The organism is Phenylobacterium terrae (assembly GCF_042681205.1).
Lineage (GTDB): Bacteria > Pseudomonadota > Alphaproteobacteria > Caulobacterales > Caulobacteraceae > Phenylobacterium > Phenylobacterium terrae.
In genome coordinates this window covers 744,699-766,569 of record NZ_JBHUEY010000001.1, presented here as the reverse complement: position 1 = coordinate 766,569, position 21,871 = coordinate 744,699, and the positions used below count along the sequence as shown (strand labels likewise).

General features: G+C 70.6%; 19 protein-coding genes. 7 read left to right on the top strand and 12 right to left on the bottom strand.

Going from position 1 to position 21,871, the window contains the following annotated elements; translation table 11 throughout:
- Positions 1-14: 14 nt before the first annotated feature.
- The 7 genes from ACFSC0_RS03800 to ACFSC0_RS03770 all read right to left on the bottom strand — a co-directional run bounded on the left by ACFSC0_RS03800 (position 15) and on the right by ACFSC0_RS03770 (position 8,349).
- Positions 15-1,151, bottom strand: a complete 1,137-nt coding sequence (locus ACFSC0_RS03800; RefSeq protein ID WP_377280441.1) for an acyl-CoA dehydrogenase family protein — start codon at positions 1,149-1,151, stop codon at positions 15-17.
- A gap of 35 nt (positions 1,152-1,186) precedes the next feature.
- Entirely contained in the window at positions 1,187-2,395 is a 1,209-nt protein-coding gene (locus ACFSC0_RS03795) for an acyl-CoA dehydrogenase family protein (RefSeq protein WP_377280442.1), read from the bottom strand.
- A 111-nt stretch (positions 2,396-2,506) separates the two neighbouring features.
- Positions 2,507-3,703, bottom strand: a complete 1,197-nt coding sequence (locus ACFSC0_RS03790) for an acyl-CoA dehydrogenase family protein (RefSeq protein WP_377280443.1) — start codon at positions 3,701-3,703, stop codon at positions 2,507-2,509.
- A 54-nt stretch (positions 3,704-3,757) separates the two neighbouring features.
- Positions 3,758-4,954, bottom strand: a complete 1,197-nt coding sequence (locus ACFSC0_RS03785) for an acyl-CoA dehydrogenase family protein (protein ID WP_377280444.1) — start codon at positions 4,952-4,954, stop codon at positions 3,758-3,760.
- Positions 4,955-5,120: 166 nt separating this feature from the next.
- A complete protein-coding gene (locus ACFSC0_RS03780; RefSeq protein WP_377280445.1) occupies positions 5,121-5,789 on the bottom strand; it encodes an isochorismatase family protein in 669 nt (222 codons plus the stop codon).
- Positions 5,790-5,888: 99 nt separating this feature from the next.
- Positions 5,889-7,106, bottom strand: a complete 1,218-nt coding sequence (locus ACFSC0_RS03775; protein WP_377280446.1) for an acyl-CoA dehydrogenase family protein — start codon at positions 7,104-7,106, stop codon at positions 5,889-5,891.
- 13 nt (positions 7,107-7,119) lie between these two features.
- Positions 7,120-8,349, bottom strand: coding sequence for an acyl-CoA dehydrogenase family protein (locus tag ACFSC0_RS03770; protein ID WP_377280447.1), 1,230 nt, complete (start codon positions 8,347-8,349; stop codon positions 7,120-7,122).
- Between the two features lie 213 nt (positions 8,350-8,562).
- Between ACFSC0_RS03770 and ACFSC0_RS03765 the strand changes: the two genes are divergently transcribed.
- Positions 8,563-11,073, top strand: coding sequence for a TonB-dependent receptor (locus tag ACFSC0_RS03765; protein ID WP_377280448.1), 2,511 nt, complete (start codon positions 8,563-8,565; stop codon positions 11,071-11,073).
- Positions 11,073-12,581, top strand: a complete 1,509-nt coding sequence (locus tag ACFSC0_RS03760) for a CehA/McbA family metallohydrolase (RefSeq protein WP_377280449.1) — start codon at positions 11,073-11,075, stop codon at positions 12,579-12,581. Before ACFSC0_RS03765 ends, ACFSC0_RS03760 begins: the two co-directional genes overlap by 1 nt.
- Before the next feature lie 7 nt (positions 12,582-12,588).
- Here ACFSC0_RS03760 and ACFSC0_RS03755 read toward each other — a convergent pair whose 3' ends face one another.
- On the bottom strand, positions 12,589-12,801 hold the full coding sequence (locus tag ACFSC0_RS03755; RefSeq protein ID WP_377280450.1) for a hypothetical protein: 213 nt from the start codon (positions 12,799-12,801) through the stop codon (positions 12,589-12,591).
- 16 nt (positions 12,802-12,817) lie between these two features.
- Positions 12,818-12,931: a hypothetical protein gene (locus tag ACFSC0_RS03750; protein WP_377280451.1), complete on the bottom strand. Its 114-nt coding sequence runs from the start codon at positions 12,929-12,931 to the stop codon at positions 12,818-12,820.
- Between the two features lie 337 nt (positions 12,932-13,268).
- Between ACFSC0_RS03750 and ACFSC0_RS03745 the strand changes: the two genes are divergently transcribed.
- Positions 13,269-13,451 carry a hypothetical protein gene (locus tag ACFSC0_RS03745; RefSeq protein WP_377280452.1) on the top strand — a complete coding sequence of 61 codons (183 nt, stop codon included), beginning with the start codon at positions 13,269-13,271 and terminating at the stop codon, positions 13,449-13,451.
- A gap of 19 nt (positions 13,452-13,470) precedes the next feature.
- Here ACFSC0_RS03745 and ACFSC0_RS03740 read toward each other — a convergent pair whose 3' ends face one another.
- Positions 13,471-13,674: a hypothetical protein gene (locus tag ACFSC0_RS03740; RefSeq protein WP_377280453.1), complete on the bottom strand. Its 204-nt coding sequence runs from the start codon at positions 13,672-13,674 to the stop codon at positions 13,471-13,473.
- A gap of 220 nt (positions 13,675-13,894) precedes the next feature.
- On the opposite strand from ACFSC0_RS03740, the gene ACFSC0_RS03735 reads away from it, so the two are divergent.
- From ACFSC0_RS03735 to ACFSC0_RS03720, 4 genes are read left to right on the top strand one after another with little or no spacing between them, the layout of a single operon-like run.
- Positions 13,895-17,017 carry a peptidoglycan-binding protein gene (locus ACFSC0_RS03735; RefSeq protein ID WP_377280454.1) on the top strand — a complete coding sequence of 1,041 codons (3,123 nt, stop codon included), beginning with the start codon at positions 13,895-13,897 and terminating at the stop codon, positions 17,015-17,017.
- Positions 17,018-17,077: 60 nt separating this feature from the next.
- Positions 17,078-17,998, top strand: a complete 921-nt coding sequence (locus ACFSC0_RS03730; RefSeq protein ID WP_377280455.1) for a sulfite exporter TauE/SafE family protein — start codon at positions 17,078-17,080, stop codon at positions 17,996-17,998.
- Positions 17,998-18,756: a TIGR02186 family protein gene (locus ACFSC0_RS03725; protein WP_377280456.1), complete on the top strand. Its 759-nt coding sequence runs from the start codon at positions 17,998-18,000 to the stop codon at positions 18,754-18,756. The genes ACFSC0_RS03730 and ACFSC0_RS03725 overlap by 1 nt, the downstream gene beginning before the upstream one ends.
- Before the next feature lie 4 nt (positions 18,757-18,760).
- Entirely contained in the window at positions 18,761-19,210 is a 450-nt protein-coding gene (locus ACFSC0_RS03720) for a DUF3429 domain-containing protein (RefSeq protein WP_377280457.1), read from the top strand.
- A 30-nt stretch (positions 19,211-19,240) separates the two neighbouring features.
- On the opposite strand, the gene pdeM is transcribed toward ACFSC0_RS03720, so the two are convergent.
- Entirely contained in the window at positions 19,241-19,960 is a 720-nt protein-coding gene (gene pdeM, locus ACFSC0_RS03715) for a ligase-associated DNA damage response endonuclease PdeM (protein ID WP_377280458.1), read from the bottom strand.
- The coding region (locus ACFSC0_RS03710; protein ID WP_377355072.1) for a helicase-related protein at positions 19,957-21,871 on the bottom strand (1,915 nt) is incomplete at its 5' end. The genes ACFSC0_RS03710 and pdeM, both read right to left, overlap by 4 nt.

Here is a 21,871-nt window from a genome sequence, read left to right as displayed (position 1 = left end):
CCGGCCGATGCGGCCTAGTAGCCTTGGATCCGCGCGTAGCGGTCGCGGTGGTAGGCCTGGTTGCCGAAGGCGGCTTCGGCGGCGCGGGCGCGCTTCAGGTAGAAGCCGGCGTCGTGGGCGTCGGTCATGCCGATGCCGCCGTGCATCTGGACCATCTCGTTGGAGACGAGGTGGAAGGTGTCGCCCATCTTGGCCTTGGCCAGGCTCACCAGCTCCGGCACGTCCGGGGTGTCGGCGTCGATGGCCTGGAGGGCCGCTTCGACGGCCGAGCGGGACAGCTCGAGGTCGGTGAACATCTTCGCCGCGCGGTGCTGCAGCGCCTGGAAGGAGCCGATCACCTGGCCGAACTGGACCCGGGTCTTCAGGTATTCGAGGGTGACCTCGAAGGCCTGGGTGGCCGAGCCGAGCATCTCGGCGGCGATGCCGGCGCGGGCGCGGTCGAGCACCTTCTCGAGCAGCGGATAGCCGTTATCCACTTCGCCCAGGACGGCGTCGGCGCCGACCTTGACGTTCTCGAAGGTGACGTTCGCCGCGCCGCGGCTGTCGGCCAGCGACAGGCGCTTCTTGGAGATGCCGGCCGCGTCCGCGGGAACCACGAACAGCGTGACGCCCTTGGCGTCGCCCGGAGCGCCGCTGGTGCGGGCCGAGACGATGTAGACGTTGGCCGCCAGGCCTTCGAGCACGAAGGTCTTCGTGCCGTTCAGGGTGTAGCCGTCGCCGCTCTTCTCCGCCTTCAGGGCGACCTTCTCCGGCGCGTGGTGGGCGCCTTCGTCGACCGCCAGGGCGCCGACCGCTTCACCGGCCGCGATCTTCGGCAGCCAGTTGGACTTCTGCTCTTCGGTGCCGCCCAGCACCAGGGCGCTCGCCGCGCCGAGGCCCGAGGCCAGCAGCGGGGAAGCGGTCAGGGTGCGGCCGAGCTCTTCCAGGATCAGGCCCATGGACAGGTAGCCGAAGTTGGATCCGCCGTACTCTTCCGGGATGATGACCCCGGCCCAGCCCATCTCGGCCATCTCGTTCCAGGCGTTGGCGTCGTAGCCAAGCTCGACGCCGCTGTCGCGCATCTTCCGGAACGCCGTGACCGGGCTCTTTTCCTGAACCCAGCTCTTGGCCGCGTCGCGCAGCATGCTCTGTTCTTCAGACAGGACCGCCATTTTCTCGTCTTTCCTCTCTTAAATCGTCGCGTCGCTTAATTGTGTTGGGTCAGATCCGGCAGACCCAGGATCCGCTTGGAAATGATGTTGTTCTGAACCTCTTGGGAGCCGCCGTAGATCGTGGTGGCCTTGCCGAACAGCCAGTTCCGCACCGCGGCCAGCTCTTCCTGAGTGAAGGCGTCGCCTTCCCAGCCGAGGCCCTGGTGACCCATGATCTCGAGGGTCAGCTCGGCCCGCTCCTGCAGGGTCTTGGTGCCGGCGTTCTTCATGATCGAAGTCGCGGCCGTGGGGCCCTGGTTCGAGCGGGCTTCCAGCATCGCGCGCAGGGCGGTCTGCTGGAAGGCGCGCATGTCCATGTCGTTGATGGTCACGCGGGTGCGCAGGTCGACATCGGCGATGCGGCCCTTCTCATCGACGCCCACGTACTCCTTGGCGAGCTTGGCGAGGCCGCGGCCGCCCATGCCGCCGCCGCCGGGACCGGCGCCCGACAGGCTGTTGCGCTCGTGCTGCAGCAGGCGCTTGGCGATGGTCCAGCCGCCGTTCAGCGGGCCGACCAGGTTTTCCTTCGGCACCTTCACGTCGGTGAGGAAGGTTTCGCAGAACGGGCTGGAGCCGGCGATCAGCTTGATCGGGCGGACTTCCACGCCGGGGGTCTTCATGTCGAAGAGGACGAAGGAGATGCCCTCGTGCTTCTTCGTCGTGTCGGTGCGCACCAGGCAGAAGCACCAGTCGGCCCACTGGGCGCCGGAGGTCCAGATCTTCTGGCCATTGACCAGGAAGTGGTCGCCCTTGTCCTCGGCCCGCGTCTGAAGGCTGGCGAGGTCAGAGCCGGCGCCCGGCTCGGAGAAGCCCTGGCACCAGGCGATCTCGCCGCGCACGATCGGCGGGATGTGCCGCTGCTTCTGTTCTTCGTTGCCGTACTCGAGCAGGGTCGGGCCGAACATCATCACGCCCATGCCGCCGATCGGGTTGTAGGCCCCCGCGCGCATCATTTCCTGCTGGACCACCCGCGCCTCGGCCGGGGTCAGGCCGCCGCCGCCGTACTGCTTGGGCCAGGTGGGGACGCCCCAGCCCTTCTCGCCCATGCGCTTGCGCCACAGGTCCTGGTCAGGCGTGGGCTGGACGCGCTCTTCGCGCATCGCCGGGTTGGGTCCGCCCTTGAGGGACGGGGGGAAGTTGGCCTCGAACCACTCCCGCGCCTCCTTGCGGAGGGCCTCGAGATCGCTGCCGCCGAAGTCGGCCATCAATAGCTCCTGAAAAGTCTCAATCGAAAACACCCAGTTACACCGGCCAAGCCGGCCGCTCCAGCCTGCCGTTGCGGCAGCGGCCGGAGCGGCCTGGCCGGTGCTCGGGCGCTACTGCTTCTGGGTCAGCTCGGGCAGGCCCAGGATGCGCTTGGTGATGATGTTGTTCTGGATCTCCTGCGAGCCGCCGAAGATGGTCGTCGCCTTCCCGGAGAGCCACTGACGCACGGTCGACAGCTCTTCCTTGGTGAAGTCGTCGCCTTCCCAGCCCAGGCCCTGGTGGCCCATGATCTCCACCAGCAGTTCGGACCGCATCTGGCCGATCTGGGTGCCGGAGTTCTTCATCACCGACGTGGTGGCGTTGGGGTTCAGGTTGCCCTTGGCCTCGGCCACCGCACGGGCGAGCGTCAGGCTGTGGGCCTTGGCGTCGATCATGTGGGCGGCGATGCGGCTGCGCAGGTCCAGGTCCGCGATGCGGCCCTTTTCGTCGACCCCGACGTACTTCTTGGCGATGTCCGCGACCGTGGCTTGGCCGCCGGTCATCCGCCCGCCGCTCTGGCCCGAGCGCTCGTGCTGCAGCAGGCGCTTGGCGACGGTCCAGCCGCCGTGCAGCGGGCCGACCATGTCGTTCTTCTCGACGCGGGCGTTGGTGAAGAAGGTCTCGCAGAACGGCGAGGAGCCGGCGATCAGCTTGATCGGGCGCACTTCGACGCCCGGCTGGTGCATGTTGATCAGCACGAAGGAAATGCCTTCATGCTTCTTGGTGTTGTCGGTGCGGACCAGGCAGAAGCACCAGTCGGCGTACTGGGCGCCCGAGGTCCAGATCTTCTGGCCGTTGACGACCCAGTGGTCGCCGGCGTCCTCGCACTTGGTCTGCAGGCTGGCCAGGTCCGAGCCGGCGCCCGGTTCGGAATAGCCCTGGCACCAGCGCAGCTCGCCGCGGACGATCGGCGGGATGTGGCGCTGCTTCTGGTCCTCGGTGCCGTACTCCAGAAGGGTCGGGCCGAACATCGAGGTGCCCATGCCCGCCACCGGGTTGTAGGCGCCGATGCGGTTCATCTCCTGCTGCAGCACGCGCGCCTCGGGGCCCGACAGGCCGCCGCCGCCGTACTGCTTGGGCCAGGTGGGCGCGCCCCAGCCCTTGTCCGCCATCGCCTGCTTCCAGCGCTTGCGGTCCTCGGTCTCGGTGGCCGGGCCTTCCTGGCCGTAGGTGTCCTCGCCCCGCAGGGACTTGGGGAAATTCTCTTCGAGCCAGGCCCGCGCCTCGGCGCGGAAGGCGTCCAAATCAGTGCCGCCGAAATCGGCCATATTGGAAATCCTCCAAAATCTTCTGCTCGTTGCCCGGCCAAATGGGCCGGATGGTCAGTTGGACTGGGTGGTGTCGGGAAGCCCCAGGATCCGCTTCGAAATGATGTTGTTCTGTACTTCGTAGGACCCGGCGAAGATAGTCGTGGCCTTGCCGCTGAGCCAACTGCGAACTGTGCTCCGCTCCAGCTCGCTGAAGGCGTCCCCCTCCCAGCCCAACCCCTGATAGCCCATCAGCTCGATGGTCAACTCCTGGCGCTGCTGGGTGATGACGGTGTTGGCGTTCTTCATGATCGAGGTGGCGGCCGACGGGCTCTGGTTGCCCTTGGCCTCGGCGATGGCGCGGTACTGGGTCAAAACGAAGGCATGCCGGTCGATGTCGTTGGCGGCGATGCGGCTGCGCAGGTCGACGTCGGCGATCCGGCCCTTCTCGTCCACGCCGATGTACTGCTTGGCCAGCTCCGCCGGGGTCGGGCCGGCCTCGCCCCGCGGGCGCGAGGAGCCGGAGCGCTCGAACTGCAGCAGCCGCTTGCCGACCGTCCAGCCGCCGTTCAGCGGCCCGACCATGTCGTTCTTCTCGGCCCTGGCGTTGGTGAAGAAGGTCTCGCAGAAGGGCGAGTGGCCGGCGATCAGCTTGATCGGCCGAACTTCCACGCCGGGCTGATGCATGTTGATCAGCACAAAGGAAATGCCCTCGTGCTTCTTGGTCGTGTCCGTACGCACCAGGCAGAAGCACCAGTCGGCGTACTGGGCGCCCGAGGTCCAGATCTTCTGGCCGTTGATCACCCAATGGTCGCCGGCGTCCTCGCAGCGGGTCTGCAGGGAGGCCAGGTCCGAGCCGGCGCCCGGCTCGGAATAACCTTGGCACCAGCGGATCTCGCCGCGCGAGATCGGCGGCAGGTGGCGGGCCTTCTGATCCTCCGTGCCGTATTCGAGGAGCGTCGGGCCGATCATCGCCACGCCCATGCCGGCCATGGGGTTGTAGGCGCCGATCCGGTTCATCTCGTCGGCCAGCACCACGGCCTGCGGGCCGGACAGCTCGCCGCCGCCGTACTGTTTCGGCCAGGTGGGCGTGCCCCAGCCCTTCTCGGCCATCGCCTGCTTCCAGCGCTTGCGGTCTTCGGTCTCCGACACCGGGCCTTCGCCGGGCGTCATGTCGTCCGCGCCGCGGAGGCTCTTGGGGAAGTTCTCTTCCAGCCACTGGCGGGCCTCGGCCCGGAACGTCTCGAGATCGGCGCCGCCAAAGTCCGCCATCGAAATTCCTCCACCTTTTTCGTTATTTAGGTGGGACTATAGCACAGAGGGGCGGGCGGCGGGAGTCTGGCTGGCTCTATAGTCAACAATGACCGCCCGGGGTGACAGGTAGCGCCTGCGGCGCAACCAGTCTCCGCCGGTGACTCGTTGGGCGCAGCCCTACCTGTCACCCGGCGCTGACGAGGCCGAGGATGTCCGCCGTCGGGCGGACGTCGCCGAACGAGCGGTAGACGGTCGTCAGGGTGGCGTTGTGCATGGCGTCGTTGACCGTCGCGCAGCCGTCGGCCGCCATGATCACCCGGTAGCCGAGCGTGCTCGCGTCGCGCACCGTGCTTTCACAGCAGACGTTGGTGACCGTGCCGGTGACGATCACGGTGTCGATCCCCAGCGCCTGCAGCCGCTCGTGCAGGTCCGAGCGGCCGGGGAAGAAGGCGCTGGCCGCGGTCTTCTCGCAGAACAGGTCGGCCGCATGCGGCTCGAGCTCGGGGGACAGGCGGCCGGGCAGGGCGCCTTCGCCGCCGGAGCCGGCGAACAGCTTCGCCACCGCCGGGCCGAAGAACTCGGCCGCATGGGCGGCGGAGCCGGGGTCGGGGGCCGGCGACACCCAGGCGATGGTCCCGCCCGCCGAACGCAACGCGGACGCCAGCGCGTTGATGTTGGGGATGATCCCCCGGCAGTAGGCGCTCTCGCGGGTGAAGAAGGGGACCATGTCGACCACGACCAGCGCGGCCCTGGCCGGCGCCAGCGCCTCGTAGGCGAAGAGCCGGCCGCGGCGGGCGAGCTGCCGGTCGTATTCCCGCTGCGGAATGGCCCAGTCGTGCAGCCGCCCGTCCATCGGCCCGCCTCCTTGTGGAAGCGGGATCAAAGCCGATTCGGGAACAAACGAGAAACGGCGGTGACAGGTAGAGCCGAGGCCCTACCTGTCAGGTCCACCTCAGCCCTTGCCGGGGTCCGGCAGGCCGAGGACGCGCTTGGCGACGACGTTGAGGTTGATCTCGCTCGTGCCGCCCTCGATGGAGTTGCCCTTCGAGCGCAGCCAGGCGCGGGTGGTCGCCAGCTCGTCGCGCTCGAAGCCCTCGCCCTCCCAGCCCAGGCCCTGGCCGCCCATGGCCTCGACCATCAGCTCGTTGCGGTCCTGGGCGATCTTGGCGCCGGCGTACTTCATGATCGAGGTGGCCGCGGACGGGCCCTGGTTCGCCTTGGCCTCGTCGGCCGCGCGGCGGACGGTGAGCTGGAAGCTCTTCGCCTCGATCAGGTGGTCGGTGATGCGGCGGCGCAGGTCCGAGTCGGCCAGCCGGCCGGTCTCGTCCAGGCCGACGTACTCCTTGGCCACCTCCTGCACGGTCTTGACCGCCGCCGGGGCGCCGATGTTGCCCCCGCCCAGGCCCGCCGAGATGTTGTCGCGCTCGAACTGCAGCAGGCGCTTGGCCACGGTCCAGCCGCCGTTCAGCGGGCCGAACAGCTGGTCCTTCGGCACCTTCACGTCGGTGAAGAAGGTCTCGCAGAACGGGCTGGTGCCGTTGATCAGCCGGATCGGGCGGACCTCGACGCCGGGCGTCTTCATGTCGATCAGCAGGAAGGAGATCCCCTCGTGCTTCTTGGTCGGGTCGGTGCGGACCAGGCAGAAGCACCAGTCGGCCAGGTTGGCGCCGCTGGTCCAGATCTTCTGCCCGTTGACCAGGTAGTGGTCGCCCTTGTCCTCGGCCCGCGTCTGCAGGCTGGCCAGGTCAGAGCCCGAGCCCGGCTCGGAGTAGCCCTGGCACCAGCGGACCTCGCCCTTGATGATGCCGGGCAGGTGCTGACGCTTCAGCGCCTCGGTCCCGTACTCGATCAAGGTCGGGCCGAACATCATCACGCCCATGCCGCCGATCGGGTTGCGGGCGCCGATGCGGGCCATCTCCTCGGCCAGCACGCGGGCCTCGCCGCGCGACAGGCCGCCGCCGCCGTACTCCTTCGGCCAGGTGGGCGTGCCCCAGCCCTTGTCGCCCATCGCCTGGCGCCAAGCGTCCCAGGCCGGGTCGAACTCGGTCGACATCTGCGCCTGCATCTGCCGGCGCGGATCGTTGCGCAGCTCCTGCGGGAAGTTCGCTTCCAGCCAGGTGCGGGCTTCCTGCCGGAAGGCCTCGAGGTCGGTTCCGCCAAAATCGGCCATGGACTCTTTTTCCCTATGACTTAATCGGGTCAGGCAGGCCGAGGACCCGCTTGGCCACCACGTTAATATTCACTTCCGAGGTGCCGCCCTCGATGGAATTGCCCTTCGAGCGGAGCCAGCCGCGGGTGGCGGTCAGCTCATGGCCCTTGAAGGCCTCGCCCTCCCAGCCCAGGCCCTGATGGCCCATGGCCTCGATCATCAGTTCGCTGCGCTCCTGGGCGAAGGAGGCGGCGGCGTACTTGATGATGGAGGTCGCCGCGGACGGGCCGCCGCCGGCCCGGCTCTCGGCCGCGCTGCGGGCGATGGTCATCTGCAGCGCCTGGAAGTTCATCTTGTTCTCGGTGATCCGGCGGCGCAGGTCCCAGTCGGCCACCCGGCCGGCCTCGTCGGTCCCCACGTAGGTCTTGGCGATCTGCCCCAGGTCGCCGGCCGCCCCGCCCGCGCCGCCGCCGCCGCCGAAGCCGCCGGAGATGTTCTGGCGCTCGTACTGCAAGAGGCGCTTGGCGATCTCCCAGCCGCCGTTCAGCTTGCCGACCATGTTCTCCTTCGGGACCTTCACGTCGGTGAAGAAGGTCTCGCAGAAGGGGCTCTCGCCGCTGATCAGCTGGATCGGCCGGGTCTCGACGCCGGGCGAGGACATGTCGATCAGCACGAAGGAGATGCCCTCGTGCTTCTTGGAGGTGTCGGTGCGCACCAGGCAGAAGCACCAGTCGGCCTTGTCGGCGTAGCTGGTCCAGATCTTCTGGCCGTTGATCAGCCAGTGGTCGCCCTTGTCCTCGCAGCGGGTCTGCAGGCTGGCGAGGTCGGACCCGGCGCCCGGTTCGGAATAGCCCTGGCACCAGCGGATCTCGCCCCGGACGATCTTCGGCAGGTGCTCCTTCTTCTGCTCTTCATTGCCGTACTCGAGGAGCACCGGGCCGAGCATCCAGATGCCGAACGAGGCCAGCGGCTGGCGGTAGCCGCCGCGCTGCAGCTCCTGCTCCAGCACCCGGGCCTGGGCGGGGGAAAGGCCGCCGCCGCCGTATTCCTTGGGCCAGGTCGGCGCGGTCCAGCCCTTCTCGGCGACGCGGCGCATCCACACGATGTGCGGATCCTCGCTGCCGGCGAACTTGCGGCCGCCCCAGATGGCCTCGGGATCGGTCTTGGGCCGGGGTTCCTTCAGCTCCGGCGGATAGTTGGCCTCGAGCCAGGCCTTCACCTCGCCGCGGAACGCCTCGAGGTCTGCACCGCCGAAGTCGGCCATCAAGGTCTCCTGTCTGCCGGTTTCCAGTCGCGCGCACCATAGCGCCCGGCGCCCTGAGGACAAGGGTTCCGAACGGCTGTTTGAGCCGACCGGGAGGGGGGCGTGTGGCGCCGCCGACGCACCCCGGCGGCGACACATCACCGACACAAACCCGTCGCCGATCCGAGACACAGTCCAGCTAGCTCCCGCCCACCTTTGAAGGGGACGGGATTCATGAAGCATCTGCTTCTCGCCGCCGCGGCGGCTTGCGCGCTCGCATCGGCTCAAGGCGCTGCGGCGCAGGACCAGGGGACCGATGTCGAGGAGCTGGTGGTCACCGCCCGCGCCGGCACGGCCGAACAGCGTCGGGTGGAGGCGAGCTACGCCATCACCGCGCTCTCCGAGGAGGCCTTGCGCCTGCAGTCGCCGCCGAGCGTGGCCGAGGTGCTGAAGAACGTGCCGGGCTTCTGGGTGGAGGCCTCCGGCGGCGTCGGCGGCGCCAATATCCGCGCCCGCGGCATCCCGATCGAGGGCTACGCCGCCATCGCGCTGCACGAGGACGGCCTGCCGATCCAGCACGACGGCGGGCTCGGATTCCTGAACACCGACTTCTCCGGCCGCTTCGACGAGACCGTCGAGCGGGTGGAGGTCGTGCGCGGCGGCCCGTCCTCGGTGTTCGCCTCCTATGCGCCGGCGGGGGTCGTCAACCTCATCACCCGCAAGGGCGGCGATACGTTCGAGGGCCTGATCAAGGGCGAGGTCGGCGACTACGGCTACGCCCGCGGCGACTTCTGGGTCGGCGGCCCGGTGGCCGGGTTCCGGATGGGCCTGGGCGGCTTCTACCGCAAGAGCGACGGGGTGCGGGACCCCGGCTTCACGGCCGACGAGGGCGGCCAGATCCGCTTCTCGGTTGGACGCGACTTCACCGGCGGCTCGGTCGACTTCAACGTCAAACACGTCGACGACAACACCATCTTCTACCTGCCCATTCCGCTGACCTTCGACGCCGACGGCGACACGGCTGGCATCCCCGGCTTCGATCCCAACTACGGCACGCTGGCCGGCCCGGAAACGAGCCGGCTCGCCCTGCGCACCAATCGCGGCCCGTTCGACTTCGACCTGACGCGGGGCTCGGACGTGAAGCTGACCCAGTACACCGTCGATAGCCGGTTCGAGATCGGCGGCGGCTGGGAGGTGCTGGAGAAGTTCCGCTACAAGACCGCCGACCTCACGCGCGCCGGCCTCTTCCCGAACACGCCGATCAGCGCGGCTTCGCGCATCACCCAGGATCTGGCCCGCGCCCCGGCCGCGCTCGGCGTCGTCGCCGGCCGCCTCACCTACCTCGACGGCGCCCCCTTCGACATCGCCGGCCAGAACGGCACCGGCCTGGTGATGGACGCCTTCGTCCGGCAGCAGGACATCACGCTCGACGAGTGGATCAACGACCTGCGCCTGCAGCGGCGCATCGACGTCGGCGGCCAGTCGCACGACGTGGCGCTGGGCGTCTACTTCGCCAGGGCCGAGGAGACCTTCCGGCAGGAAGGCGCGGCCGTGCTGATCGACGTGCGGGAGAACGCCCGGCCCCTGGAGCTGGTCGGCCTGAACGCCGCCGGCCAGGTGGTCGCCCGCTTCACCGAGAACGGCGTCTCGCGCTACGGCACCCAGTTCAACCACGCAGAAGGGGAGTCCACGACCTGGGCCCTCTACGCCTCGGACGAGTGGCGGATCACCGACAAGCTGCGGGTCGATCTCGGCGCCCGCTGGGAGCGGATCGAGCTCTCGGGCCGCAACGAGCGCAGCGCCACAATCAACCTGAACCAGTCGCCGACCTTCGCCGACGATCAGGCGATCAGCGGGAACGGGATCTTCGACCCGCTCGACCGGGACTTCGACGGCATGGCCGGGACCATCGCGGTCAACTACCAGTTCCAGCCGGACATCGGCGTCTTCGCCCGCTACACCCGCGCGTTCCGCCTGCCCTCGCTGGGCGACTTCCTGACCAACCCGACGCGAACCGATCCGCGCACCCAGAAGTTCAACCTCGCCGAGGCGGGCCTGAAGATCGAGCAGCCGAGCTACCGCTTCTATGCGGTGGCCTTCTACTCGGGCTTCGACAGCCAGAGCTTCACCGAGACCCGGTTCGACCAGGCGACGAACGCTTTCGTCAGCCGCACGGAATTCGCCTCCACAGACGCCTGGGGCCTGGAGCTGGAGGGGCTGGCCAGGCCGGTGGAGTGGTTCGACTTCGCGTTCAACGCCACCATCCAGGAGCCGCGCCTGGGCGACTTCATCTTCAACGAGCGGGTGGCGAAGGTGGCCGGCGCCTGCCCCGCGCCCACAGACGTTCCGACCTCCGGCTCGGACTGCCTGCGGCCGCGCGACTTCTCCGACAACCTGCAGATCCGCACGCCGCGGGTCAGCGGCCGCTTCACGCCGGGGCTCAACTTGCTGGACGGTCGGCTGCGCGCCGAGCTCGAACTGCAGTACTACGGCAAGCGCTACTCGGACCTGGCCAACAGCCTGGTCATCCCCGCCTACCACCTGTGGAACGCCCACGTGCGCTACCAGATCAACGACCAGCTGACGCTCTACGGCTACGGGACCAACCTGACGAACGAGATCGGGCTGACCGAGGGCAACCCCCGCGCGGGCCAGTTCATCTCCGGCGAGGCCGGGGCGCGCTACTACCTGGCCCGGCCGGAGCTTGGCCGCACCTTCCGCGTCGCGCTGCTGTACCGGTTCTGATGCTGAGGTCGGCGGTCAGGGTCTTCGTCGGCGCGGTCCTGGCCGCCGCGCTGGCGGCTGCGGCGCCCGCGCGCGCCGAGCCGGACCTCACCCTGCGCGGGACGATGACCGGGGCGGACCACCAGACGTACCGGGAGGTCCCGTTCCGGGTGCCGCGCGGCGTCACCCGGCTGACGGTGGAGTTCGAGTACACCGGGCGCGAGCAGCGCTCGGTGATCGACCTTGGCCTGCGCGATCCCCAGCGGTTCCGCGGCTGGAGCGGCGGGAACAAGGCGAAGTTCACCCTGGCCGAGACCTTCGCGACGCCGTCCTACCTGGCGGGGCCGCTCATCCCGGGCGAGTGGAGGCTGATCCTGGGCGTGCCGAACCTGCGCCAGGGGGCCCGCGCCGACTATGTGGCGAAGATCACCTTCGGCCGGGAAGGGGACTTCAAGGGCTTCGCCGAGGCGCCGCTGAGAGCAGGACCGGGGTGGTTCCGAGGCGACCTGCACCTGCACACCGGCCACTCGGACGGGGCGTGCGCCGACCGCTCGGGCGGGCGGGGGCCGTGCCCGCTCCACCTGACGCTGGAGGCCGCCGCGGCGCGGGGGCTCGATTTCGTCGCGGTCACCGAGCACAACGCCACCTCGCACCACCAGGCGATGGCCGAACTGCAGCCGCACTTCACAGACCTGCTGCTGATCCCCGGGCGCGAGATCACCACCTTCTACGGCCACGCCAACGTCTTCGGCTCGGTGGAGCCGCTGGACTTCCAGCTCGGCGGGCCGCGCGCGCCGAGCCTCGAGGCCATCCTCGACCAGGCCGAACGTGCGGGCGCGGTCGTCTCCATCAACCACCCGGCCATGCCGTCCGGGGAAATCTGCACGGGCTGCGGCTGGACGGCCAAGACCGACTACGGCCGGATCCAGGGCGTGGAGGTGGTGAACGGCGGAACCCTGGCCCAGACAGGCTCCGACGCCCTGTTCTCCGGCGTCCCCTTCTGGGAGGCCCGGCTCGATGAGGGGCGGCGGATCACCGCGCTCGGCGGTTCGGACAACCACGACGCCGCCAGGCCGGCCGGCCAGGCTTCGGCGGTGGGCGTGCCGACGACGGTGGTCTGGGCCGAGAACCTGTCGCAGCCCGCGATCCTCGCCGGCCTGCGCTCGGGCCGGGTGTTCGTGGACGTGGCGGGCGCGAAGGACCGGATCATCGACCTGACCGCCGCGGCCGACGGCCGGACCACGCCGATGGGCGGGGACCTGAGCGCGGCGGCCGGGGAGCTCGTGACCTTCGAGATCGCCGTGAAAGGCGCCGCCGGCGGCCGGCTGGTGCTCGCCGGACCCGCAGCAAGCAAGCTCGTCGGCGAGACGGGCGCTGCGTTGGGGGCGGACGAGACGCGGCGGCTGACCTGGACCAGCGACGGGGAACCTGGCTGGCTGCGAGCCGAGGTGCGGGGGCCGGAGGGCCAGCTCTGGCTGCTCGGCAACCCGATCTATCTCAACCGGAAGGCGCCCGGCCCGGCGCGCTGATCGCCCTTCAGGGGTTGAGCCAGGCGGGCGGCCCGGACGCCGCGGCGAGCAACGCCGAGCCCTCTGGCGTGATCGACCAGCCCTCCTGGCTGCGTACGGCCAGGCCGAGCTCGGTCAGCCGCCGCGCGTCGGAGATGTTGACGAACGGCACGGCTTCGCCGGCGTGCTTGCGCGCCAGGTTGCGCAGGGCGTGCAGCTGGCCCTCGGTCAGGTCGGACATGCGCAGGCCTTCGGCCCTAGCCCTTCTTGTGGGCCGGGTTGAAGAAGGTCTGGGCGGCGGGCGCGGCCTTCGGAGCCGGCTGCTTGGGCTTGCGGATTTCTTTGTTGGATCGCTTCTGGCCCTTGGCCATCGCTGTATTCCTTGAGTTAAACGGGCGAACACAACGTGTGTGTCTGCCCGGTGGACGCGGGCGAGCACCGTTTTCGTCGCCCTGCGTCAGAGAAAACGATTATCGCGCCGAAAACATAGTGCGGTCCACCGCTTTTGTTTTTCTTTTATCCTGAAGACATCGTCGCTGGCGCGCCTGCCGTCTGCTTCCCATCTATGGAACCGCAGCCGTGCGGGAGCGGCAGGAGATCCTCGATGCAAGAGCTTCGGAAGACGCCATTCCTCTCGCCCCGGAACGTGCCGCTGTGGGCCGGACTGGCGCTGGCGCTGATCGTCCTCGCCGGGGTGCTGATCGGGTCATGACCGCCGCCGAAGAAGACGCCCTGCGCCGCGAGAACGCCTATCTGCGCGACCGCGTCGCTCAGCTGCAGTCGGACCTGACGGACCTCTCCGCCGAGAACACCCGCCTGCAGCAGGAGCGCGAGCGGCTGCACGGCCGCTCGGCCTGGAGCGCGCCCAATCCCCTGGCCGGCGGGCAGTAGCCGGCGCCGCCAGGTCGCGTCAGCGTCCCGTCGTCACGCCCAGCAGGTTCACAACATGGACCAGCAGCAGCAGCGCCATGGCCGCGCTGGTCAGCATGATCGCCCGCCAGGGGATCAGCCGCGGGCCCTTGAACGGGTCCGGCTTGCGGGCGCCCCGCCAGCCGGCGAAGACCGCCAGGACCGCGGCGGCGGCGAGCAGGGCGAGGGTCAGGCCAAGGCTCATGCGGCCCCGTAGCGCACCCTGGGCGCCGTTCCAACCCGCCCGTCGGCCGGCGGCCTTAACCCTTCATTGACCATGTCGGCCGAGGGTGGCGTGGGCTCCGTCCACAGGCTCGCCGTCATCCACAGGTGATCGCCGCGAACGCAATATCTTGCGTCTTGGTCGCGTTTACACCCCAGGAATCGGTGGCTAGCGTCGAGAGTGGGGTTGGAGACGATTCGAAATGACGGCGGGGGCGCCCTGGAGCGTGAAGGGGATCGATCCAAAAGCCCGCGAGGTCGCCAAGGACCTGGCCCGCCGGTCGGGGATGACGCTCGGCGAGTGGCTGAACCGGATGATCCTCGAAGACGACCCGGAAGATGCGGTGACCAAGGCGCTGTTCGGCGAGCGCCCCGCGCGCCCGCAGCGGCCCGCCGTCGAGGCTCCGCCGTCCATCGCCCGCTTCGAGGCCGCGCCGAGCTCGCGTGAGGACATCGCCCGCGTCGCGCTGGCCCTCGACCGCCTCACCGACCACATCGAAGCGTCCGAAACCCGCACGGGCCTGGCCATCAGCGGCGTCGAGCAATCGGTGCGCGCCGCCCTTTCGCGACTGGAGCAGACCGAGCGGCAGCAGGCGGCGGTGGTCGCCCGGGTCGAGGACGCCGTCGACGAGATCCGCGCCGACCAGGCCAAGGTCCTCGACCGCGTCCGCCGCGTCGAGCAGGAGGCCGCCGGTCCCCGTTCGGCCGAAGCGCTTCGCGCCCTCGAGGCGGCGCTCTCCAAGGTCGCCGGCCGGCTGGACCAGAAGGACGATCGCGCCAAGGACCTGCTGAGCGCCGTCGAGGCCCGCATCCAGCGCCTGGAGGGCGGCGAGGTCGCCTCCACGGCGGTCGTCGAGGACAGCTTCGGCAAGCTCTCCGAACGCCTGGCGGACGCCGAGGGCCGCACGGCTCAGGCGGTGGAGACGCTGCGCGAGTCCTTCGCGGCTCTCGACGGGCGGCTGCGCGCCGTCGAGTCCGGCGGGGCCATCGATCAGCGGCTCGAGGAGCTGGCCGCTGCGCTCGGCAAGCGCCTGGAGGAGGCGCGGGGCGAGATCGCCGCCCAGCTGGCCGCCTCCGCCGAGGGCCGCTTCGACCGCATGGAGCGCAAGCTCGGCGAGATGGCCGAGCACGTGCAGGCCGCCGAACAGCGCTCGGCCCAGGCCATCCAGAAGATGGGCGAGGACCTGGCCGGCGTCGCGGGCTCCCTGACCCAGCGGGTCCAGGCCGCCGAGGCGGGCGCCGCCGCCGTCAGCGCCGAACTGGCCAAGATCGGCGACGGCCAGGCCGAAGCCCTGGCCAAGCTCTCCACCGAGATCACCCGCATCTCCGAACGGCTCACCGAGCGGATCGCCAACGCCGAGCGGCGCAGCGCCCAGGCGATCGACGACGTGGGCGAGAAGCTCGCCAAGGTCTCCGACCGGCTCGGCGACCGGACCGACAAGGTCTCCGAGGAGCTCTCCGAACGCATCCGCGCCAGCGAGGAGCGGACGGCCAAGCTGCTCGAGGAGGCGCGGGAGAAGATCGACCAGCGCATGGCCGAGGCCCAGAAGCGTCTCGCCGACCAGGCCGCGGCCGCCGCGCCGCCGGCCGCGCCGGTCCCCGACCCGCAGCTCCCGCCCGCGGAGTCCCTCGACGAGCCGCTGGCGGGCGCCGAGCCGTTCGCCGCCGCCCGCAGCCTGTTCGGCTCGGCCTTCCCCATCGCCCGCCCCGATCGGGCCGCGCCGGAGCCCGCGTTCGACGAGGCCGACTTCGAAGCCGCCGACGGCTTCCCCCCGGCGGGCCGCGCCGCCTCCGAGGGGCTGGCCCCGGCCGAGCTGGCGGCGGACGAGCCGGCCGCGCCCGACCCGCTCGACGAAGTGCTTTCCGCCCTGGACGCCGAGCCGCCGGCCGAAGCCGCGGCGGACCCCGACGCCGAGCTGCTGAAGCCGCCGGCGCTGGAGCCGGCGCCCGCCTTCGACGCCGAACCGGCCGCCGCCGCCGCGCCGCCGCTGGAGGATCCCTTCCAGGCGCCGTCCGCCGAAGCGCAGATCTGGCCGCGTCCCGAGCCCCGCCGGCTGGACGACGGCTTTGACGACGAGGGCGAGGCGCCGCCGGCCGCAGAGCCCGCGAAGGCCGAGACCGACCCGCCGGCCGTGGCCGGAACCGACGCCGCCGAGGGCGACGACCTGTTCGGGGCCAGGGCCGAGCCGCCGCCGCCGCTGGAGCGGCTCTCGGCCCGCGAACTGATCGAACAGGCCCGCGCCGCCGCGCGCGCCTCCGCCGCCGGCCAGAAGCCCGGCAAGGCCAAGGAGGAGGAGGGCTCCAAGCTGTTCTCCGGATTCACCGTCGCCAAGAAGCGCCGGGCGGGCGGAACGCTGCCCACGGCCGTGCTGGTCGCCGGCGGCATGGCCGCCGCCGGCCTGTCGATCAGCGGCCTCGTGCTGCAGTCGGGCGAGATCCAGAAGGGCGCCGAACAGGCCGAGATCGCCGCCCAGGGGGTCGAAGTCCCCGAAGCCGCCGCCCCCAAGGCGCCGCTCGCCGCCGTCGCCCTTTCGCCGAAGAAGCTGACCGAGAGCGCCCCCCCGGCGTCCTCGGCGCCGTCCGACGTCGACCTCGAGGCGCTCTACGCCGAGGCCGCCCAGGCGCTCGACGGGGGCGACGCCTCGGGGCTGGACAAGCTGAAGCAGGCCGCCAACCTCGGCCATGCGCCGGCCCAGTTCTATCTGGCCAAGCTCTACGAAGCCGGCCGCTCGGGCCTGAAGCAGGACCTCGCCGAAGCCCGCCGCTGGACCGAGCGCGCCGCCCAGCGCGGCGAGCGCAAGGCCATGCACAACCTAGCCCTCTACTACTTCGAAGGCACGGGCGGGCCGAAGAACACCACCACCGCCGCCCAATGGTTCCAGCGGGCCGCCGAGATGGGCCTGGTGGACAGCCAGTACAATCTGGGCCGCCTGCACGAGGAGGGCATCGGGGTCCCGCAGAACGCCGCCGAGGCCTACCGCTGGTACCTGATCGCCGGCCGGGCCGGAGACGCCGAGTCCCGCGCCAGCGCCCAGCGGGTGAAGGCCCAGCTTTCGGCCGAGGCCCGCGTCGTGGCCGAGAAGTCGGCGGCCGCGTTCCGCGCCGCGACGCCCAGCCTGGCCGCGGGCGGCGACAAGGCCACCGTGGCCATGGCCCAGAAGGCGCTCTCCCGCCTGAACTACTATCAGGTCCTCGGCCCCGCGGACGGCGTGGCCTCCCCGGCGCTCAGAATGGCCATCGCCGCCTACCAGCGTGACCAGGGACTGCCCACCACGGGCGAGCTCGACTCCCTGACCGTCTCACGCCTGGCCGTCTACGCGCGCTGAGCCGTGCCCCCCTTCCTGTCCGCATGGCGCTGCGCGGATTCCGAGCCCGGCGATTGAGCCGTGGACATCTACCTCCCCATCGCCGAAGTCTCGGTGAATGCGCCGCTGCTGATCGCGCTCGGCGCGGCGGTGGGCTTCATCTCCGGGTTGTTCGGGATCGGCGGGGGGTTCCTGATGACCCCGGTGCTGGTCTTCCTCGGCATTCCGCCCGCCGTGGCGGTGGCCAGCGAGGCCAACCACGTGGCGGCCTCCTCGACCTCCAGCGTGATCTCCTACACGCGCCGCCGGGCTGTGGACTTCCGGATGGGCGGGGTTCTGGCGGCCGGCGGCGCGGTCGGCTCGTTCCTGGGCGTCGAGGTGTTCCGGTGGCTGCGGCTGCTGGGGCAGGCGGACCTGGTCGTCTCGCTGTCCTACCTGATCTTCCTGGGCGTGATCGGCGGGCTGATGCTGACGGAGTCGCTGGGCTCCATCCTGCGCCGGCGGCGGGGCGAGCCGCCCAAGCCGCGGCGCGACCGCCGGCCGCCCTGGCTCTACGGCCTGCCGTTCAAGGTCCGCTTCCCACGTTCGCGGCTCTACATCAGCATTCTGCCGCCGATCGTCCTCGGCGTGTTCGTCGGCGTGCTCTCGGCGATCATGGGGGTCGGCGGCGGTTTCGTGCTGGTGCCGGCGATGGTCTACCTGCTGCGCATGCCGGCCGGGGTGGTGGTGGGCACCAGCCTGTTCCAGATCATCATCACCACCTCTCTGACCAGCGTGCTGCAGGCCGGCCGCAACCAGACGGTGGATGTGGTGCTGGCCACCATGCTGCTGGCCGGCGGGGTGCTGGGCGCCCAGTTCGGCGCCCGGGCCTCGATGCGCTTCCGGGCCGAGGAGCTGCGGGCCCTCCTGGCGCTGATCGTGCTGATCGTCGGCCTGAAGATGGGGCTCGACCTCTTCATCCGGCCCGAGGATCCCTTCGTGCTGATTTCGGGGGGCGGGTGATGGCCGTGCCCATGGACGAGCCGCCGGCCGCGGTCTCCGCCGCGCTCACCGAGACCAACATCAAGGTGACCTCCAGCTTCCGCGGCGCGCGGATCGTGCTCTACGGCGCGGTGTTCAACCCGGACACCCGGCCCGCCGACGTGGTGGTGCTGGTGCGCGGGCCCGAGCAGCCGATCCGGATCGCCCGCAAGACGCGGGTCGCGGGCCTGTGGGTCAACAGCCGCCCGGTGGTGTTCGAGGGCGCGCCGGGCTTCTACCGGGCCGCCTCCACCCGGCCGCTGCGCGACATCGCCACCTTCGGCGTGCTGCGCAGGCTCGGCGCCGGCGTCGACCACCTGCCGATCAACGCCCCCGAGGAGGAGCGCATCGAGACCCGCTACGGCGTCCGCGACGTGGTCGTCAGCCGCCTGGGGGCGGACTACGGCCAGTGGCGCCAGGCGGTCATGCGGCTGAAGGAGAAGAGCCGCCTCTACGCCGAGGACGATCGCGGCGTGCAGTTCGTGGACCGGGGCCTGTTCCGCGCCGAGATCGACTTGCCCACGGCCGCCCCCATCGGCGAATACCGGGCCGACATCATCCTGTTCGAGGACGGGCGCCCGGTCGCCAGCCGCAGCCGCACCCTGACCGTCCAGAAGGCGGGCGTGGAGCGGGCCCTTTACGTTTTCGCGCGGGAGAGGCCATGGTTGTACGGCCTGGCCTCTGTCGCTATCGCCCTGTTGGCCGGTTGGGCGGCCTCCGTCGTGTTCCGAAGGACTTGAGCGCATGGAAGCCGAGACCTCCGCCCCGCTGCCGTTGTGGATCATCGCCATCGCCGCGCTGTCGCCGTTCCCGATCTCGGCGGCGGTCTACGCCTACGGGCCCGGGCATTTCGCGGACGAGGCCCTGACGGTGATCCTCACCTGGTCGGCGATCGTCATGAGTTTCGTCGGCGGGGTCCGCTGGGGCCTGGAGACCTCCCGCGAGACGCCGCGCACGGCGCGCCTGGCCAGCTCCATCGTCGGCCCGGTGTTCGCCTGGGTGCTGATCCTCGCCCGCGGCCGCTGGCCCGAGACTTGGCTGCTCTGCGGCTTCCTCTCGGCCTTCCTGATCCAGTGGCTGTTCGATCACACCGCGCCCGACGTCCCCACCCGGTGGCCGCGCCTGCTGACGGTGCTGACCCTGGGGGCGGGCCTGTCGCTGGGCATCGCGCTCGAGCAGGCGCTGCGGCTGTAGACCTCTCCCCCCGCTTCGCAGGGGGAGAGGTCAGTCCGTTCTGAGACTCTTCCAGCCCACCGCGTGCACCCGCCCGGCGCCGAGCGCCGCGGCGATGGGCGTGCGCGCGAACATCCCCGCGAAGGCGGCGTCCCGGACGTTGAGCCCGCCGGCGTAGGCGCCGAAGGCGGGGAGGATCGCCCGCTCGCCGTCGGTGACGAAGCAGCGCCGGCGCACCACGCCGCCGGCGGCGGCCACCTTGGCGCAGGGGTGCAGGTGGCCGGCGAGCTCTCCGAGCCGCGGGCCAGCCAGCGGCTCGTGGCGCAGGGTGAGATCGCCGAGAGAGAGCGTCTCGACCGGCTCGCCCGGCAGCTCCTGCGGTCCGTCGGCGTCGTGATTGCCGATCACCCAGATCAGCGTGCGCCCGGCCGCCAGCAGGCGAAGGCGGGCGGCCTCGCTGGGGGCCAGACGCTCCTCGGAGCGGCGGTCGTGGAAGGTGTCGCCCAGGAAGACCAGCACCTTGGGCCGCATCGTCGCGACCTCGAACTCCAGCCGTCCGAGGGTCTCGCGGGTGTCGTAGGGCGGCAGCAGCTGACCGCGGGCCGCATAGGACGAGCCCTTCTCCAGGTGCAGGTCCGAGACGATCAGCGCCTCCTCCTCGTCGATCCACATCGCCCCGCTGGCGCGCAGCACCACGTCCGTCCCGGCGATCCGGGTGCGCAGGCCGCCGCACGCGGCGGGGGCGTAGTCGTATCGGAGGGCGGCGGTCATGCGATGGCTTCGGCGATCAGGTCTTCGGCGGCTTCGGCCAGGATAAGCTCGCCCGCCGAGCCCGGCGACCGCTCCTTGCCGATCTCCAACAGGATCGGCACCGAGAAGGGCGACAGGTGGTCGAGGTGGGAGGCGCGGATCCGGCCGCGGATCCGCTGCAGCATCGCCCCCAGCCGCGCCACGTCGATGAGGCCGGTCGCCGCATCGGCCCGGGCGCAACGCAGCAGCAGGTGGTCCGGCTCGTGCCGGCGCAGGACGTCGTAGACGAGGTCGGTGGAGAAGGTGATCTGCCGGCCGCTCTTCTGCTCGCCCGGGAAGCGCCGCTCGATCAAGCCGGCGATCAGCGCGCAGGCCTTGAAGGCCCGCTTCATCATGAAGCTTTCGGCCAGCCAGTCCTCCAGGTCGTCGCCCAGCATGTCCTGGGCGAACAGGTCTGCGTAGTCGAGGCCGTCCATCGGCCGCAGCGCCCAGATCGCCATCGCATAGTCGTTGCAGACGAAGCCCAGCGGCGCCGCGCCCGCCCGCTCCAGCCGACGGGTCAGCAGCATGGCGAGCGTGGTGTGGGCGAGGCGCCCCTCGAAGGGGTAGCAGACCAGGAAGTGCCGCTTCCCGTGCGGGAAGGTCTCCAGCAGCATCTCGTCCTCGGCGGGAATCGTCGAGCGGTCGCGCTGGATCTCCAGCCACTCGCGCACGTCGCCGGGCAGGACATTCCAGTGCTCCGGATTGGACATCATCCGGCGCACCCGCTTCGCCAGGAAGGTGGAGAGGGCGAATTTGGAGCCGCCCCAGGACGGCATCTTCGGGTCCTTGGCCCCGCCCGGGCGGACCAGCACGTCCATGCCGGTGACCGCCACCAGCTCCCAGACCCCGCCGGCGAACACGAAGGTGTCGCCGGGCTCCAGCATCTCGAGGTAGCCCTCCTCGACCTCGCCGATCTTGCGCCCGGCCGTCCCGCGCCGGCCGGCCAGCCGCACCGCCAGCATGGCCGGCGAGACGATGGCCCCGACGTTCAGCCGGTGGCGCTGGGCGATCTGGGCGTTGCGCACCTTCCAGAGGCCGTCCGGCCCCTTCACGATCCGGCGGAAGCGGTCGTAGGTCTTCAGGGCGTAGCCGCCGGTGGAGACGAAGTCGACGACCGCCTCGAAATCCTCCCAGGAGAGGTCCCGGTAGGGCCCGGCCGAGCGGACCTCCTCGTAGAGGGCCACCGCATCGAACGGCTCGGAGCAGGCGCAGCCCATCACGTGCTGGGCCAGCACGTCGAGGGCGCCGATGCGGGGCGGGTCGCCGTCCAGGGTGTTCTCGGCGATCGCCTCGCGGGCCGCCTGGCACTCCAGCATCTCGAAACGGTTGGCCGGCACGAAGAGGGCGCGGCTGGGCTCGTCCAGCCGGTGGTTGGCCCGTCCGATCCGCTGCACCATCCGCGAGGCGCCCTTGGGCGAGGCGAGCTGGATGACCAGGTCCACGTCCCCCCAGTCGATGCCGAGGTCGAGGGTCGAGGTGCAGACGACGGCGCGCAGTTCGCCCCTGGCCATCGCCGCCTCGACGCGCCGGCGCTGCTCGGCCGCCAGCGATCCGTGGTGCAGGGCGATGGGCAGGGCGTCCTCGTTCAGCCGCCACAGCTCCTGGAAGGCGAACTCGGCCTGGAAGCGGGTGTTGACGAAGATCAGCGCCGTGCGGCTGCGCTTGATGACCTCGTAGACCTCGGCCATCGCGTGCTGCGCCGTATGCCCGGCCCACGGCACGCGGCCCTCCGACAGCAGCAGGTCCACCACCGGCTCGGCGCCCTTGGGCCCGAGGACGAGGTCGATTTCCCCTTCTCCTTCCCCCTTGCGGGAGGGGGACCGCGAAGCGGTGGAGGGGGCCTGAGCCTCTCCGGCGTCGGCGGCGAGGCCCCCTCCACCACGCTTCGCG

Coding starts and splice junctions, on each gene's coding strand:
- pdeM (WP_377280458.1), bottom strand. CDS start 19,960: ATGACCGCCGCCCTCCGATACGACTACGCCCCCGCCGCGTGCGGCGGC.
- ACFSC0_RS03755 (WP_377280450.1), bottom strand. CDS start 12,801: ATGTCCGACCTGACCGAGGGCCAGCTGCACGCCCTGCGCAACCTGGCG.
- ACFSC0_RS03725 (WP_377280456.1), top strand. CDS start 17,998: ATGGCCGTGCCCATGGACGAGCCGCCGGCCGCGGTCTCCGCCGCGCTC.
- ACFSC0_RS03800 (WP_377280441.1), bottom strand. CDS start 1,151: ATGGCGGTCCTGTCTGAAGAACAGAGCATGCTGCGCGACGCGGCCAAG.
- ACFSC0_RS03745 (WP_377280452.1), top strand. CDS start 13,269: ATGACCGCCGCCGAAGAAGACGCCCTGCGCCGCGAGAACGCCTATCTG.
- ACFSC0_RS03735 (WP_377280454.1), top strand. CDS start 13,895: ATGACGGCGGGGGCGCCCTGGAGCGTGAAGGGGATCGATCCAAAAGCC.
- ACFSC0_RS03740 (WP_377280453.1), bottom strand. CDS start 13,674: ATGAGCCTTGGCCTGACCCTCGCCCTGCTCGCCGCCGCCGCGGTCCTG.
- ACFSC0_RS03780 (WP_377280445.1), bottom strand. CDS start 5,789: ATGGACGGGCGGCTGCACGACTGGGCCATTCCGCAGCGGGAATACGAC.
- ACFSC0_RS03720 (WP_377280457.1), top strand. CDS start 18,761: ATGGAAGCCGAGACCTCCGCCCCGCTGCCGTTGTGGATCATCGCCATC.
- ACFSC0_RS03775 (WP_377280446.1), bottom strand. CDS start 7,106: ATGGCCGATTTTGGCGGAACCGACCTCGAGGCCTTCCGGCAGGAAGCC.
- ACFSC0_RS03760 (WP_377280449.1), top strand. CDS start 11,073: ATGCTGAGGTCGGCGGTCAGGGTCTTCGTCGGCGCGGTCCTGGCCGCC.
- ACFSC0_RS03770 (WP_377280447.1), bottom strand. CDS start 8,349: ATGGCCGACTTCGGCGGTGCAGACCTCGAGGCGTTCCGCGGCGAGGTG.
- ACFSC0_RS03790 (WP_377280443.1), bottom strand. CDS start 3,703: ATGGCCGATTTCGGCGGCACTGATTTGGACGCCTTCCGCGCCGAGGCG.
- ACFSC0_RS03765 (WP_377280448.1), top strand. CDS start 8,563: ATGAAGCATCTGCTTCTCGCCGCCGCGGCGGCTTGCGCGCTCGCATCG.
- ACFSC0_RS03785 (WP_377280444.1), bottom strand. CDS start 4,954: ATGGCGGACTTTGGCGGCGCCGATCTCGAGACGTTCCGGGCCGAGGCC.
- ACFSC0_RS03750 (WP_377280451.1), bottom strand. CDS start 12,931: ATGGCCAAGGGCCAGAAGCGATCCAACAAAGAAATCCGCAAGCCCAAG.
- ACFSC0_RS03795 (WP_377280442.1), bottom strand. CDS start 2,395: ATGGCCGACTTCGGCGGCAGCGATCTCGAGGCCCTCCGCAAGGAGGCG.